The organism is Enterococcus sp. RIT-PI-f (assembly GCF_001297065.1).
Taxonomy (GTDB): Bacteria; Bacillota; Bacilli; order Lactobacillales; family Enterococcaceae; genus Enterococcus_D.
Genome location: NZ_LHOX01000011.1, coordinates 167,890 through 183,380, shown reverse-complemented (window position 1 = coordinate 183,380; position 15,491 = coordinate 167,890). Strand labels below are relative to the sequence as shown.

General features: G+C 42.9%; 15 protein-coding genes and 1 tRNA gene. 8 read left to right on the top strand and 8 right to left on the bottom strand.

Features of this window, described 5'->3' with window-relative positions:
* Positions 1 to 14 precede the first annotated feature (14 nt).
* From AEQ18_RS04590 to msrA, 7 genes are all read right to left on the bottom strand, one after another.
* Positions 15 to 1,346 (bottom strand): 6-phospho-alpha-glucosidase, encoded by a 1,332-nt coding sequence (locus AEQ18_RS04590; protein ID WP_054115185.1) that lies wholly within the window; start codon positions 1,344 to 1,346, stop codon positions 15 to 17.
* A 16-nt stretch (positions 1,347 to 1,362) separates the two neighbouring features.
* A complete protein-coding gene (locus AEQ18_RS04585; RefSeq protein ID WP_054115184.1) occupies positions 1,363 to 2,955 on the bottom strand; it encodes an alpha-glucoside-specific PTS transporter subunit IIBC in 1,593 nt (530 codons plus the stop codon).
* A 214-nt stretch (positions 2,956 to 3,169) separates the two neighbouring features.
* Entirely contained in the window at positions 3,170 to 3,841 is a 672-nt protein-coding gene (locus AEQ18_RS04580) for a type 1 glutamine amidotransferase (protein ID WP_054115183.1), read from the bottom strand.
* Positions 3,834 to 5,183 (bottom strand): Mur ligase family protein, encoded by a 1,350-nt coding sequence (locus AEQ18_RS04575; RefSeq protein WP_054115182.1) that lies wholly within the window; start codon positions 5,181 to 5,183, stop codon positions 3,834 to 3,836. Before AEQ18_RS04575 ends, AEQ18_RS04580 begins: the two co-directional genes overlap by 8 nt.
* 185 nt (positions 5,184 to 5,368) lie before the next feature.
* On the bottom strand, positions 5,369 to 6,775 hold the full coding sequence (locus AEQ18_RS04570) for a TrkH family potassium uptake protein (RefSeq protein ID WP_054115181.1): 1,407 nt from the start codon (positions 6,773 to 6,775) through the stop codon (positions 5,369 to 5,371).
* 105 nt (positions 6,776 to 6,880) lie between these two features.
* Entirely contained in the window at positions 6,881 to 7,945 is a 1,065-nt protein-coding gene (locus tag AEQ18_RS04565; protein ID WP_054115180.1) for an iron-containing alcohol dehydrogenase family protein, read from the bottom strand.
* 158 nt (positions 7,946 to 8,103) lie between these two features.
* Positions 8,104 to 8,622, bottom strand: coding sequence for a peptide-methionine (S)-S-oxide reductase MsrA (gene msrA, locus AEQ18_RS04560; RefSeq protein ID WP_054115179.1), 519 nt, complete (start codon positions 8,620 to 8,622; stop codon positions 8,104 to 8,106).
* Between the two features lie 88 nt (positions 8,623 to 8,710).
* Between msrA and AEQ18_RS04555 the strand changes: the two genes are divergently transcribed.
* From AEQ18_RS04555 to upp, 7 genes are all read left to right on the top strand, one after another.
* Positions 8,711 to 8,890, top strand: a complete 180-nt coding sequence (locus AEQ18_RS04555; RefSeq protein WP_054115178.1) for a GNAT family N-acetyltransferase — start codon at positions 8,711 to 8,713, stop codon at positions 8,888 to 8,890.
* A 97-nt stretch (positions 8,891 to 8,987) separates the two neighbouring features.
* A complete protein-coding gene (locus AEQ18_RS04550; RefSeq protein ID WP_054115317.1) occupies positions 8,988 to 9,572 on the top strand; it encodes a thymidine kinase in 585 nt (194 codons plus the stop codon).
* 3 nt (positions 9,573 to 9,575) lie between these two features.
* Positions 9,576 to 10,649, top strand: coding sequence for a peptide chain release factor 1 (gene prfA, locus AEQ18_RS04545; protein ID WP_054115177.1), 1,074 nt, complete (start codon positions 9,576 to 9,578; stop codon positions 10,647 to 10,649).
* Positions 10,642 to 11,499, top strand: coding sequence for a peptide chain release factor N(5)-glutamine methyltransferase (gene prmC, locus AEQ18_RS04540; RefSeq protein ID WP_054115176.1), 858 nt, complete (start codon positions 10,642 to 10,644; stop codon positions 11,497 to 11,499). Before prfA ends, prmC begins: the two co-directional genes overlap by 8 nt.
* Positions 11,500 to 11,675: 176 nt before the next feature.
* Positions 11,676 to 12,704 (top strand): L-threonylcarbamoyladenylate synthase, encoded by a 1,029-nt coding sequence (locus AEQ18_RS04535; RefSeq protein WP_054115175.1) that lies wholly within the window; start codon positions 11,676 to 11,678, stop codon positions 12,702 to 12,704.
* A gap of 80 nt (positions 12,705 to 12,784) precedes the next feature.
* Positions 12,785 to 14,026 (top strand): serine hydroxymethyltransferase, encoded by a 1,242-nt coding sequence (gene glyA, locus AEQ18_RS04530; RefSeq protein ID WP_054115174.1) that lies wholly within the window; start codon positions 12,785 to 12,787, stop codon positions 14,024 to 14,026.
* Between the two features lie 178 nt (positions 14,027 to 14,204).
* Positions 14,205 to 14,834 (top strand): uracil phosphoribosyltransferase, encoded by a 630-nt coding sequence (gene upp / locus AEQ18_RS04525; RefSeq protein ID WP_054115173.1) that lies wholly within the window; start codon positions 14,205 to 14,207, stop codon positions 14,832 to 14,834.
* Between the two features lie 62 nt (positions 14,835 to 14,896).
* Here upp and AEQ18_RS04520 read toward each other — a convergent pair whose 3' ends face one another.
* Positions 14,897 to 15,133 carry a hypothetical protein gene (locus AEQ18_RS04520; RefSeq protein ID WP_054115172.1) on the bottom strand — a complete coding sequence of 79 codons (237 nt, stop codon included), beginning with the start codon at positions 15,131 to 15,133 and terminating at the stop codon, positions 14,897 to 14,899.
* 124 nt (positions 15,134 to 15,257) lie between these two features.
* Between AEQ18_RS04520 and AEQ18_RS04515 the strand changes: the two genes are divergently transcribed.
* A tRNA-Thr gene (locus AEQ18_RS04515) sits at positions 15,258 to 15,330 on the top strand.
* The last annotated feature ends 161 nt before the right edge of the window (positions 15,331 to 15,491 follow it).

The window sequence follows — 15,491 nt, the reverse complement described above, 5'->3', positions numbered from 1 at the left end:
GGTGGACGTACTAATCAATGGAGTGTAGGCCAGAATGATTGATTCGCTTCAATCAAATCATCTAACAATTCTTTTGCTACTCTTGCATTCGGAACTACTTTAGATAAAATCAACGCTTGCCATAATTTATGATAAGAATGTTCTTCCCATGCTTCAACCACTAATTTCTCTACGGCGACTTGCTGTTCCATCATCCCCTTTTGAAAGCGGGGAATACTGCCTTGTGTGATGGGCTCAGGTCCATTGCTTCCTACGATACAAGGGACTTCAACCATAGCAGTTTGATCAAAATTGACGATCGCTCCTTCATTGGGTACGATCAACAACATCCTTTCTTGTGTGTTGTAGGCAATAGCACGGGCTAAATCAACAATATAACTGGCATGCTCATCCACTTCTAAGGAAGTATCTTTGGCTGTTTGGTTTTCAATGATTCTTTGACATTCACCAAATACATGTTTTTCACGACCAGCCATAACCTCATTCGCTCGCGTGAAATTTGGATTGGCATGAGCAACTTCATCTTGTGGGAAAAAGTAGTACTTCAAATACGTATTTGGCAAGGTAGAGGGATCAATTTCGTAAACTTCTTTTGCTTTAGCAAAAGTATGTGACCAACTCGCATCGGTATGTTGTGATGCTTCAATTTCTTCTGCTAAAGAGTATCCATACTTAGCTACGTGCGCTTTAATAGCTGGCATCAGATCCTTTCCTGACTTATCACGAATATCTGTCCACCAGCCAAAATGGTTTAAGCCATAATAGCGGACGATCAGGTCTTTGCGGGATGTCAATCCAATTGCTTGCGCCATCCGTTCTTCAATGCCCACAGGCATATCGCAGATATTGATGATTTTCGCATGTGGTCTTAATTTACGGGTTGCTTCTGCAACGATTGCTGCTGGGTTGGAGTAGTTTAACATCCATGCTTCTGGTGAATATTGTTCCATGTAATCAACCAATTCCAATACACCGCCAATAGACCGCATACCATAGGCTATCCCGCCAGGACCACAAGTTTCTTGACCAACAACACCGTACTTCAAAGGAATTTTTTCATCTTTCTCACGCATGGCATACAACCCGACACGAATATGCGCCATCACGAAATCAACATCAGTAAATGCCGTTTCAGGATCAGTAGTCGCTAAAAAATCAATCTCAGGGGCACGTTCCTTCAATAAAATTTCACACGCTTGTGCGACTTTATCTTGTCGCTCCTCTAAGTTGTCATAAAATTTGATTTGACGAATTGGAAAACGGTCTAAATGTTCAAGTAACATCAAAACGATTCCTGGCGTAAATGTACTACCGCCTCCTGCAATAACGATTGAAAATTTTTTCATTTATAATTCTTCCTTTCTATTCATTGATCATTAATAATTTTTCGAATTGTTCCCTTACTTGTGGCACATCTAAACCAACTATGACTTGAAAAGCATTCCCATTTCTAACAACACCGTGGGCACCGACTTCTTTAAAGACATTGTCTGGTAATACCTGATTTTGATCTCTGACTGTGATGCGGAGGCGTGTGGCGCAATTCGTCACTTTATCGATGTTATCGCGCCCGCCAAAACCCTCTAGATAAACAGCGGCTTGTTCTGTATATCGATTTGCCCCGGCAACTAAGGGGGTTCCGTTGGCTGCTTTTTTCTCTTTATACTCTTTTTTCGAATATAGTTTTACCTCTGCGTTGCTGTCTTCTCTGCCTGGTGTAGCCAAGTTGAATTTCAAAATCAAGAAACGGAAAACGATAAAGTAAATTGCAGTGAAGGCTAGACCTATCAATAATTGTGTGAAAATCATTGATTTATGATTTTGGAACAATGGAATCCAAACTTTGGCTAATAGATCAATGAACCCACCACCCATATCACCAACAACACCAAAGGCAAACATCGTTGCAGCCATTGTAGCTGCGAGAACAGCATGTACGGCAAACAGTGGCGGAGAGATAAACAAGAATGTGAATTCTAGTGGTTCCGTAATACCAGCTAAAACAGCTGTTAATGTTGCAGGAATCAAAATCGCTAATACTTTCTTTTTATTCTCAGGTTTAGCTGTAAAATAAAAGGCAGCTGCAATACCTGGGGCAGCAAAAATTTTGGAATTTCCATGAAGCGCGAAACCACCTTCAGGAAATAGCTGTTTTAATGGTGTGCTTGATTGTGCAAATTCTTGTAAATGTGCCATCCAGTATTTTGAAATGCCTTCTTCAACAACAGCAGGACCAAAAACAAAAGGTGTATAAACGAAGTGATGGAGGCCTGTGGGAATCAATATTCGCTCTAAAAATGTATATAGCCACACCCCAAAGACACCGGCACTTGCTAAAAATCCTTGCATTGAACCAATACCTGCTTGAACTTTTGGCCAAATCAAAGCAATCAGAAAAGCAACTGGCAACATAATGAAAAAACCTAAAATAACAATGAATGAAGAACCTTGAAAAATACCAAGAAAATCTGGTAATTTTGTATCAAAGAATCGATTATGCAAATAAACGACGATTGCAGATATAAAAATTGCACCGATGATTCCTGTATCTAATGTTTTGATTCCAGCTATTAGCTTCAAACCACTCTCCCCACCAGCATCCGCAGCGAAGTTCACACCAAAAAAATCTCCAAAGTATTCAATCATGCCAGATATAAAATAATTACATGTAATATACACGACAAAAGCCTCCATGGCTGCGCGTGCGTTTGCTTTTTTTGCTAAGCCAATCGGTAAACCTATAACGAAAAGCAATTCCATTTGATTGAATACAGTCCAAGCGCCATTCTCAATGATCGTCCAGATGGCATACCAGGTAGTACCTTCTGTAGCGATACTGCCAACCAACATTGGGTTTTTGAAAATAATACAAAGTGCTACCATAATACCTGAAAATGAAAATAGAAGAACGGGTGTAAACATGGCGCCTCCGAAGCGCTGAATCTTTTCCATCATTTTTTTAAACATCCCCTTTCAATTTTTACTACATACTTAGTATAAAAAAATGTGATAGCGGTTACAATGGTTCTTTAATGAGTAGGCACTTAGATTCAAGCAATGAGAAAAGGTAGCAAAGTCAGGGAATTTTCCCACAAAAAAAGAACAGCACTAAATTGTGCTGTTCTATACACTATAAAAATAAGTTTAGCTTGATGATGAAACGCATGCTTTACACATCAAGCTCCCCATAACGATTGGTCAACGCAGTACGGATCAAGCGTTCCGCCAAATGTTCGTTGCGGGCGAGTAATGGACCGTGGAAATAAGAACCAAACACATTCCGGTAAACGACACCTTCTGTTTGATCTTCTCCATTGTTGCCATGGCCTTCGATGACTTTGCCAAGAGGCTTTTCGCCTTTACCTAAAAAAGTCCGCCCATTATGATTTTCAAAACCATAGTACGTTTCGTCGAATCGTTCATTGTGGATCACGATGTCACCGATGAAACGATTGTTGTCTTGGCTAAGTGTATAGTGATCGAGCGCGCCGATGCCTTCGATTTTCTCCCCGTTGGCCCCCATATAATAATGCCCTAATAATTGATAGCCGCCGCAAATAGCTAACATGACACCATCATTTTCGATATAGCGGGTCAAGTCGTCTTTTTTACTTTGGATATCTTTGGAGACAATCAATTGTTCAAAATCCTGCCCACCGCCAAAGAAGACCAAATCATATTTTTCGGCATCGAAAGGTTCATGGATACTGACAACTTCCACATTGAAGGCAACGCCCATTTTCTCAGCCACATAGCGCAGCATCAGGAGATTGCCGTTGTCGCCATAGGTATTCAGCAAGTTGCCGTATAAATGGGCAACAGATAGACTGTACTTAGTCACGTCCCATTCCTCCTTTGATATAGCCTTTTTCTGCTAATTTTTTGCGCAATTGCAAGACCGCAGTATACGTGGCTAAAATATAGACTTTTTCTGTCGGAAGATCAGCTATATCATTGATGACTTCATCTAAGTCTTTGGTTTCAGTGATCGATTCTTCCGGAATGCCAGCAACTTTCAGACGCAAGGCCATGTCTTTATGGCGATCACCGCCTGCAATCACTTTGGGGATACCCATTTGTGCAAAAGCTTCATGGTCACCATCCCAAATCCAGCTGACGTCGATGCCATCTGCATAATTGGCATTCAATAGACAGACCAGAGAGAATGGGTATGGGGAAAGACCAATCATATCAATAACTTGATTAAGACCAACAGGGTTTTTGACCAAAACAAGGGTGCATTCTTTGTCACCGATCCGGATCACTTCTTGACGTCCGAAGACTTTCTCATCATAGGCTAAACCAGACTTGATTTTCTCAGGTGCCACTTGATAGTATTCCGCAACAGCGGTTGCCGCCAAGGCGTTGTAAACATTGTACATACCGCCAACTTCGATCCGATAGGGATTGTTATCGATCACAAAATCAGCTGAAGTATTGTCCATCGCTGAGATCGCAGTCAATCGGTAGTCTAAGTTTGGCCGATGGAAGCCGCAATTTGGACAGTAATACTTGCCCAAGTTGGCATAGGTGATCATTTGGTAATGCAGCAAGTGATGACATTCTGGACATAAAACACCATCCGTATTGTAATGAGCCATCTGCTCTTGATCAGGCAAATGATCGAATCCATAATATTTCCGAGGATTGACCGTTTTGACAGAATTGAATAGCGGAGAATCACCATTGCATAATATCGTCGCTTCAGGTGCATTTGCAGCTCCTTCAACGATCATCTTATATGTTGTATAGATTTCTCCATAACGATCCATCTGATCGCGAAAAATATTGGTAAAGACAAATAGTTCTGGCTTGATATAGCGTGTGACTTTGCTTAGGCTGGCTTCATCAATTTCTAAAACAGCAAATTTTTTGCCTTTTTTTGGTTTTGCAGACAAGAACGTCGAAACGATCCCTTGCACCATGTTTGCGCCAGTTGGATTGGTGAGCACTTCATCAAATTCCTGACGCAGAATGTTGACTGTTAATGCGGTCGTTAAGGTTTTGCCATTCGTTCCTGTGATAACGACCACTTGATAATCTTTGGCCAAATGATCCAAGATATGCGGATCGACTTTTAATGCCAATTTGCCTGGCAGACTAGATCCGCCTTTGAAAAAGTTTTTTAATACCCACTGAGAGGTCTTACCGACTGTGACCGCCAGTTGACTTCGTATACCCATAATTTACCCTCCATTTAGCGCACTGAAAAGATCACGCAAATTCAATTTATCATACCATATCCAACCCAAAAGGTTAAATTGCTTTTGCTATTCTTTAAGTTTCTGCTAAGGAGAATAAAAAGAGGCCAGCAACAAAGCTGACCTGTATGGTACAAGCAATCTAATGAACAAGAGCAAGACATCTGTTAACCAATAATGATTTTCTCAGTTGGATATTCATAGCCGATGTCGCGGGTTTCTTTCGGTACGAACAGCATCAAGGTATAGAGCATGCCAATCCGTCCGATGAACATCAGCAAGGCAATCACCAATTTGCCAATCGTAGATAAATCCCCTGTAATCCCCAGCGATAAACCGGTTGTTCCAAAAGCAGAAGAAACTTCGACAATGATCGCAATCAAAGGAATATCTTCGGTTGCGGTCAAGAACAACACGCAAAAGAAACACATCCCCGTAGATAGCATAAAGACGACCACTGATTTTCGCACATCATCATCGTCAATGCGTCGACCAAAAATACTGATGTTGTCTTCACTTTTCAAGAAAGCATATAGATAAAGACCTATGATAGCGATCGTCGTTGTCCGAATGCCGCCGCCAACAGAACTTGGACTGCAGCCGATAAACATCAACAAAGAGAAAACGATCAATGTCGTCGTTTGAAAATTTCCTAAATCATGGATCTGCAAACCAGCATTCCGGGTGGTCATTGAATAGAACATGCTGTTTACCCACATTCCGCTAAAGCTGTAATCTTTGAACAAATGATCTTTTTCAAGAAAGAAGATGGCCAGGGTACCGCCAACAAAGAGGATCACAAAAGCCAAGACAGCGATTTTGGTAAATAAGGAAAAACGAAACGGCAATTGGCGACGCCGTTTTTTTAGTTTAAATTGGACCCACTCACGAAAATCCATAATGACTGGAAACCCAATCCCGCCAATAAAAATCAACAGCATGATGGAGATCAGAAAGAAGTAATCATGGGCAAAAGGTAAAATGGAGTTGCCTGTGACATCAAAGCCAGAGTTGGTGACTGCTGATATGGCTTGATAAAAACCATAAAAAATTGCATCTCGCCAATGATCGTAATAGCCATACAAGTGAAAATAGATGGCAAAGACGGTGCCAGCTATGACTTGGCACAACAGAATGATGGTGAATGTCGTACGAATCATGCGCACGATCCCGCTTAGTTTAGGCTGGTTCATATCCGTCATGATCAGCTGTCGTTGTTTCAAGCTGATTTTTCGTCGAGAAACGATCGCAAAAAAAGTAGAGATCATCATAATACCCAATCCACCTACTTGAAAAAGGACTTCAAGCAGCACCACGCCGCGGTCATTGAAAATATCATTGATCGGAAATGTGGTGAGCCCGGTCACGCTGACCGTACTGACAGCCATAAAAAAAAGGTCGATGAAAGAGGCATGAGAACCCGGTTCACGAAAAAAAGGCAGATAAAACAAAGCCAATGAGAGAACGGTCATCACAATATAATAAAAAACGATCACTTGGATCGAAGAAACATTTTTAGATAAAAATGTTTTGCCGCGACGTTGAGTCAGGCGGGCAAAGCGGCTGATGTTCATCTTGATTAACCCCTTACTTGGTAAACTAAGAATAGTATACCAAAGAATAGGGGGTTTTTGAATGGAAGTGATGAGGCCGGACAGGGTTGCTGTTTATCTTTATCGTTAGAGAGCTTCAACAGCAAGGATCGCTTGGTAGACTTTTTCGGTCGTGATTGCTGGATCAATCAACACGAAGGTTTCTTCCGGCTTGATCGCATATTGTAAAACATCTTCAAAATATGCTTGATCGGTGCGTGTGACATGGATATCTTTTAACTTCATCGGTAAATGCAACGCTTCATAAAATGGGCGCAATTCTTCGATCACCGCAAAGTCATTGGTATAAGCGAGTTGGACCCAGATGCAATAAGCGACTTTATTGCCATGCAAAACAGCATGTGTTTCTGCCAAGTAAGACAAGCCGTCATGGAGCGCATGTGCGCCAGATGTACGACCGAAATCAACTGCAAAACCGCCAACTTCGCCAGCCAACGCGATGATCGCATCTGTAATACGGGCAAATGCGGGGGTCAAATGTTGGGCTTGCAAATCAGCGACTGCTTGGTCGGCATCTTGGATCAGCAGTTCTTTGATCAAACAAGCACTTTGAAAACCTAAGCGAACCAACGCTGTTTTTTGATCCTCGGTCAGATGACGATAAATGGCTTCCATTTCATAGTATTTTGACAAAGTGTCAGCGATACCGGCGATAAAATAATCGACTGGTGTCGCCAATAAGAAGGCCGTATCAACGAGGGTCAGATAAGCGCCTTTTTTTGCATAATCGATTTTGTTGATGGTATGGTCTGGATGGTAGACAACGATCACTGGCGTGAACGGCGCGCAGTTAGACACAAGTGTAGGAATGACGATCAGTTCAGCCCCTAGCCTTTCTGAAGCAATCTTAGCTGTATCTGCGACACGACCACCACCGATCGCTACGACAGCATCTGCACTGCCAATCTGATCCGCAAGAAATTGGCCATTCTCATAGCTGGAAGAACCATCATAACGATAAACTGGGTAATCAAAATCATGGGGATAATAGGCTTCAAATGCAGCAAAGGATTGGTTGCCAGTAATCACTGCAACTTGTTTGAACGCTTTTAAATAGTCAGGCAGATCCTTTAATACGTGTTCACCGGTCACATACCGGTTAGGGCCAGGGCGAACTTCATTGGCTAACATACACAACACTCCTCAATAATCGTCAGAATTTTCAACCATATTAACGCGTAATCAAGCCTATTGTCAATTTTTTTTGATAGAAGAAAAAGCCGGTCTATTCATCTGAGATGAATGGATCGGCTGATAGCTGCTATTTGCGACAATGATCGTGTTGCGCGTCAACGCCAAGTCTTACGAATAAATCCGGCACGACCAGAACCTTCGCTGTAGGCATTGTAGTGGGCGGCATTTTTCTTGTAAAAATCTTGGTGGTATTCTTCAGCGGGATAGAATGGTTCAGCTGGCTCAATGCTGGTCACGATTGGTCCTTCAAAACGGCCGCTGGCTTGCAGGTTGGCTTTTGATCGTTCAGCAATATCTTTTTGTTCTTCACTATTGTAGAAAATCACCGGTCGATAAGAATCACCGCGGTCCGCGAATTGACCGAAGGCATCGGTCGGATCGGTTTGTTGCCAGTAAATCGACACCAATTCATCATAAGAAATCAGCGCAGGGTCAAAGGTGATCTCGACTGCCTCCGTATGTCCTGTTGTACCAGTGGTCACTTCTTGATAAGACGGATTGGGGACATGCCCACCTGTAAAACCGGAAACGATTTTTTCAATGCCAGGCAATGAATCGAAGGGCTTGACCATGCACCAAAAACAACCACCTGCAAATATTGCTGTATCTTTCATATTAAATGCCTCCTTTTTCTACTATGGTAAGCTTCTCATGGCGAAAAACAAATGATATGCTTGAGGTAAAGGAAATAGGAGGGATCATTTGGGTTGCGGTCCACCCCGTGCCCAGCGGCAAGGAATCCCTCGACAACTGTTGTATCATGTTCTGGAAGTCTGTCAACAATCAGATGCGCCAACGATTTATTTACCTACACAAACTTGGAGTCATCACGCCATTGCTTTGTATCGTTATGAAACTGTCCATACATTTCCCCCAACTTGACTTCATGGATGGCAAACACAGCTGCATGAATTTAAGTCTGTAAAAATTTCGCTTTTTCAAGTATAATACCAAAGGAGTATGAGGAAGGATGGGCGAAATGGCACAGCTTTTTTTTAAATATGGCGCGATGAATAGTGGGAAGACCATTGAGATTTTAAAAGTGGCACACAATTATGAAGAACAAGACAAGCCAGTCGTGATCATGACGAGCAGTTTAGATACTAGAAGCGGTATCGGCAATGTATCCAGTCGAATTGGCTTAGAACGCGATGCGATCCCGATCTTTGATGAAACGGACCTTTACAATCTAATCAAAGATTTAGGCTATACACCTTACTGTATTTTGATCGATGAAGCACAATTCTTGAAAAAGCATCATGTATTGGCTTTTACCAAAATCGTCGACGACTTAGGTATCCCTGTGATGGCTTTTGGTTTGAAAAATGATTTTCGCAATGAGCTGTTTGAAGGCTCGAAATATTTGCTCTTGTACGCAGATAAAATAGAAGAAATGAAAACGATCTGCTGGTTCTGTCACAAAAAAGCGACAATGAATCTGCATTACATCGATGGCAAGCCAGTCTATGAAGGGGATCAAGTCCAAATTGGCGGCAATGAAGCCTATTATCCGGTTTGTCGGAAACACTACTTTCACCCTGTCATGAAAAAAGAAGGAGAATAAATCATGTACGATCAGTTACAATCAATCGAAGACCGTTATGAAGAGTTAGGCGAATTACTGAGTGATCCAGCTGTTATATCAGATACCAAGCGGTTCATGCAGCTGTCCAAAGAAGAAGCCAATACCCGTGATACGGTTGAAGTATACCGCCGCTACAAAGAAGTAGTGGAAGGAATCAAAGATACAGAAGAGCTGCTTGGCGAAAGTTTGGATGCCGATATGGCAGAAATGGCGAAAGAAGAACTTTCCAATCTAAAGAAAGAAAAAGATGTTTTAGAAGACCGTATCAAAATCCTATTGTTGCCAAAAGACCCGAATGATGACAAAAATATCATCATGGAAATTCGTGGTGCTGCTGGCGGAGATGAAGCGGCTTTATTTGCTGGTGATCTATTCAATATGTACCAAAAATACGCGGAAAATCAAGGATGGAAAGTCGATGTGATGGACGCCAATGTTACTGGTATTGGCGGCTACAAAGAAGTCATCATGATGATTACTGGTGATAGTGTCTTTTCAAAGTTGAAGTATGAAAGTGGTGCCCATCGTGTGCAACGGGTACCGTCAACGGAATCTCAAGGACGGATCCACACGTCAACGGCAACGGTCGTTGTCATGCCAGAAGCCGAAGAAGTAGAAATCGATATTGCTGACAAAGACATTCGTGTCGATATTTACCATGCTTCAGGTGCAGGTGGACAGCACGTCAACAAAACGGCTTCTGCGGTTCGCTTGACCCACTTGCCAACAGGGATCGCTGTTGCCATGCAAGATGAACGTTCTCAGTTGAAAAACCGTGAAAAAGCGATGAAAGTGTTACGGGCGCGGGTCTATGATCAAATTTCGCAAGAAGCGCAAAGCGAATACGATGCCAATCGTAAATCAGCTGTCGGTACAGGGGATCGTTCTGAACGGATCCGTACTTATAATTTCCCGCAAAACCGGGTAACCGACCATCGAATCGGGTTGACTATCCAAAAATTGGATCAAATTTTGGCTGGTAAGTTGGATGAGATTGTCGATGCATTGATCGTGTATGATCAAACATCGAAGTTAGATGAGATGCAAAATGGCTAAAACCTATCGAGAAGTCCTTTCACGGGCTTCTTCTTTTTTAGAATCTGCCGGATTGGAAGGATATGCGATCCACTATCTTTTTTTGCGGCGCAAACATTGGCAACAGTTGGATTGGCTGCTGCATATGGATAAAGAGATTCCGCCAACGGATGAACAGCAAATAGCTGCCGATTTGACACAATTATTGGCCCATCAGCCACCGCAATATCTGCTAGGATGCGAAGAATTTTATGGGCACACGTTCAAAGTGACCAAAGATACGCTGATTCCCCGACCAGAAACGGAAGAATTGGTTGAGGCCTGTTTACACATGACGTCAGCACAAGGCCCATTGCGGGTGGTGGATATTGGTACAGGCACAGGTGCGATTGCAATTTCCTTGAAAATGGCTCGGCCTGATTGGCAAGTGGCAGCAGTGGATTTGTCCCCTGCCGCATTGTCCGTAGCCAAAGAGAATGCGGATGCCCTTGGCGCAGAGATTGATGTTTATCAAGGGGATACATTGGCGCCAGTCATCGAACAGCAATGGGATTTGATTGTGTCTAATCCGCCTTATATCAGTCAAGATGAATGGCATTTGATGGATGTAAGTGTCAGGGAAAATGAGCCTAAGATGGCACTTTTTGCAGAGGACAACGGGTTGGCGATGTATAAAAAAATGGCCACCCAAGCACAACAATGTTTAGCATTGAATGGGCAGATTGCAGTGGAGATCGGTTTTCAACAAGGCCAGGCTGTCCAAGAAATCTTTGCCAGTGCTTTTCCCCACAAACAGGTCACGATCAAAAAAGATTTAGCTGGTCAAGATCGAATGGTTCTCGTCACTCATCCACAGTTTGTGGATAAATAATTTTTTTTACGGGGATAATTCAAATGAAAAAGCTATGATATAAACAAATTCAGGTGAAATCAAGTTATGAACAGACTTGTCCACACTTGACAAACGATTTATCCACAAAATGTGGATAAAAAAGTAAATAATGTTGATAACTATGGAAATGTACAAAATAAGGATGTGGATAAACTGTGGAAACCAAAATATTTGATCAACAACATATTGCCGAAGCTGCCGCCGTTATAGCCAACGGAGGGTTGGTTGCTTTTCCGACTGAAACTGTCTATGGGTTAGGGGCCAGCGCGCTGTTGCCAGATGCAGTGGCGCAAGTTTATCAAGTCAAAGGACGACCAAGTGACAACCCTTTGATTGTCCACGTTGCTGCACCGACACAAGTTGAAACATATGTGGATAACTTATCCCCGATGGCTAAACAGTTGATGCAAACTTTTTGGCCGGGTCCACTGACATTGATTTTTAACATCAAGCCCAATAGTTTACCCAGTATCGTCACAGGAGGACTGCCTACTGCGGCCTTTCGGATGCCGGACCATCCTCAGACGGTGGCATTGATCCAGCAAGCGCAGCAACCCCTCGTTGGGCCAAGTGCCAACACTTCTGGGAAACCAAGTCCTACATCAGTGGACCATGTATGGCATGACCTTCATGGGAAGATCGCCGGAATCTTGGAGGGGGGCGCAACGCGCATCGGTGTGGAATCAACAGTGCTTGATTTGAGTGATCCGTCAGGGACACCCATCATTTTACGACCAGGCGCGATAACCAAAGAGCAGCTTGAAGCAGTTTTAGAAAGAGACGTTTTGTTAGATAAACACTTGGTTTCTGCTGGAGAAACACCGAAAGCGCCTGGGATGAAGTACAAACATTATGCACCAAATACCAGAGTGATGATGGTGAAGGATGCAGACTGGGCGGCAGCGACCGCTTGGGCGCAAGCCAATCACTTCAAAGTTGGGGTACTAGCAGGTCCTGAGATCGCTGAAAGGGTCCGCACGGAAACAGCGGCTGTGTATCAATACTTCAACGACAGCGCTGAAGCCGCAGCGAGAGGTTTATTTGCCGGCTTACGGGCTTTGGATGAATCGACTGCGGGGCTTAATCTCTTGTTGGCAGCCGCATTTCCGGAAGAAGGAATAGGCGCTGCTTATATGAATCGATTGAAAAAAGCCGCAAACCACGAATATTTCCAAGAAAAATAAAGGAAATCGATCATTCGTTATAGGTGGCTTTTAGGAAATATGATACAATGCAACCATTAAGGTTAAGGGGTGTTGTAAGCATGGACTATCAAACGTTTGATCCCGAGTTGTGGCAAGCGGTCGACCAAGAAGCAAATCGTCAGCAAAACAATTTGGAGTTGATTGCGTCAGAAAATATCGTTTCTGAAGGCGTAATGGCTGCTCAAGGCAGTATTTTGACCAACAAATATGCTGAAGGGTATCCTGGGCGTCGCTACTATGGTGGTTGCGAATTTGTTGATGTTGTAGAAAATTTAGCGATTGAACGTGCGAAAGCAATTTTTGGTGCAGCATATGCCAATGTGCAGCCACATTCAGGATCACAAGCCAATACGGCTGCTTATCTAGCGTTGATCGAAGCCGGTGATACGGTTTTAGGAATGGATCTATCCGCTGGTGGTCATTTGACCCACGGTTCACCAGTGAATTTCAGCGGTAAGACCTATCATTTCGTCAGTTATGGCGTTGATCCTGCCACTGAAGTCATCGACTACAATGTCGTTCGAATTTTAGCCCGCAAGCATCAACCTAAGTTGATCGTTGCTGGTGCTAGTGCATATTCCCGAACGATCGATTTTGCAAAATTCCGCGAGATCGCTGATGAAGTTGGTGCCAAATTGATGGTGGACATGGCGCATATCGCGGGTCTGGTAGCAGCAGGTCTTCATCCAAATCCAGTGCCATATGCAGACATCACCACTTCAACCACCCACAAGACCTTACGGGGACCACGCGGCGGTTTGATTTTGACCAATGACGAAGCGTTGGCCAAAAAAATCAATAGTGCTGTTTTCCCAGGGATTCAAGGCGGCCCATTGGAACATGTGATTGCCGGCAAAGCAGTTGCTTTCAAAGAAGCGCAAGAAGATAACTTCAAAGCGTATTCTGAGCAAGTGATCAAAAATGCCCAAGCAATGGCCAAAGTCTTCAATCAAGCACCGCAAGCCCGATTGGTTTCAGGCGCGACAGACAATCATTTATTGTTGATCGATGTCCGTGGTTTTGAATTGAACGGCAAAGAAGCAGAAGCATTGCTGGATCAAGTCAATATCACTGTCAACAAAAATTCGATTCCCTTCGAATCATTGAGTCCTTTCAAAACCAGCGGTATTCGAGTAGGTACGCCAGCAATCACGAGTCGCGGATTTAAAGAAGAGGATGCTGTGGAAGTGGCGAAGCTGATCGTCAAAGTATTGGAAAAACCAAATGATGAAGCAACAGTGGCGGAAGTCAAAGCCCAAGTCAAAGAATTGACCGACAAATATCCGCTTTATCAAAACTAACAGAATAGGACTGTGACAGATGATTGCCAAGACACCCCTCGTATATATGAGGAGGTGTCTGCAAAAAATCTGGCACAATCCTTTTTTTTGAGGGAATCACCTTGCAAAAAAAGTGCAAGGTTGTATCAAAGGACAATATGCTTTAAAATAAAAGAAAAACCAAAGGAGATTTTTTAAAATGGGTAAATTTCAAGTAATCGATCACCCGCTGATCCAACACAAATTGACGATGATCCGCGACAAGAACTGTGGAACCAAAGTTTTTAGAGAAGTAGTCGATGAAATCGCGATGTTGATGGCATACGAAGTGTCACGAGATATGCCGCTAGAGGATTTAGTGATCGAAACACCGATCGAAGAATCAACACAAAAAACCTTATCTGGTAAAAAAGTTGCGATCGTACCGATCTTGCGTGCCGGCTTAGGCATGGTAGATGGTATTTTGGAATTGATCCCAGCAGCGAAAGTGGGACATATCGGTATGTACCGTGATGAAGAAACATTGGAACCTCACGAATACTTCGTGAAATTGCCTGAGGATATCGATGAACGCCAATTGTTTATTGTTGATCCAATGTTAGCAACTGGCGGTTCAGCGATCATGGCAATCGATGCCCTGAAAAAACGCGGTGCGTCAAATATGAAATTTGTGTGCCTAGTTGCAGCACCAGAAGGGGTCAAAGCTTTACAGGATGCACATCCAGATGTAGATATCTATACAGCAAGCTTAGATGAACGCTTGAATGAAAATGGCTATATCGTCCCTGGATTGGGCGATGCTGGTGACCGCTTGTTCGGCACAAAATAAATAAAAAAGGGAAAATCTTCAAGATTTTCCCTTTTTTTGATGCTGAGTACGGCTCAGTAAAGTTAGATTTTGGTTAACTGTTTGTAGTTGATGATCAGGACACCATTGCTTTGGGTCACTAATTTTTGGTTGTCCGCAGTTTCGTTTAGTTCAACGACAGCGGAATTTTTTAACTGTTTCGTGATCGTACCCGTTTGCTGGATACCATGGATCGTGAACGTGACAGGAGTGGCGACCTCAAATGTTGAACCTTCTTGTGACGGGACAATCGTTGTTTCAAATTTACCAAATGTAGCCATGTAAAAACCTCCTTGATACTTTCATTATAACATATTTTTTGAAAATTTTCAGCAATTGGAATTTTTCTCCCCAAACCTCTTTACAAAACGAGTGTTATTACCTATAATCGTCTTTGTGTTAGTTGCCAGCTTAGCTCAGTTGGTAGAGCAACGCACTCGTAACGCGTAGGTCACAGGTTCGAATCCTGCAGCTGGCATATTGAAAAGACGATTATCTTCTCTTTAAACAGAGGGTAATGGTCTTTTTTTGTTTGATGGGCGTATACGGATACAGCAGCCGAAAAATATCATTAATCCTTCCTTTCATGAAAATCATTAAAGTTTCTAAATTTTTTATGAATGCGGACGGAGAATCCTT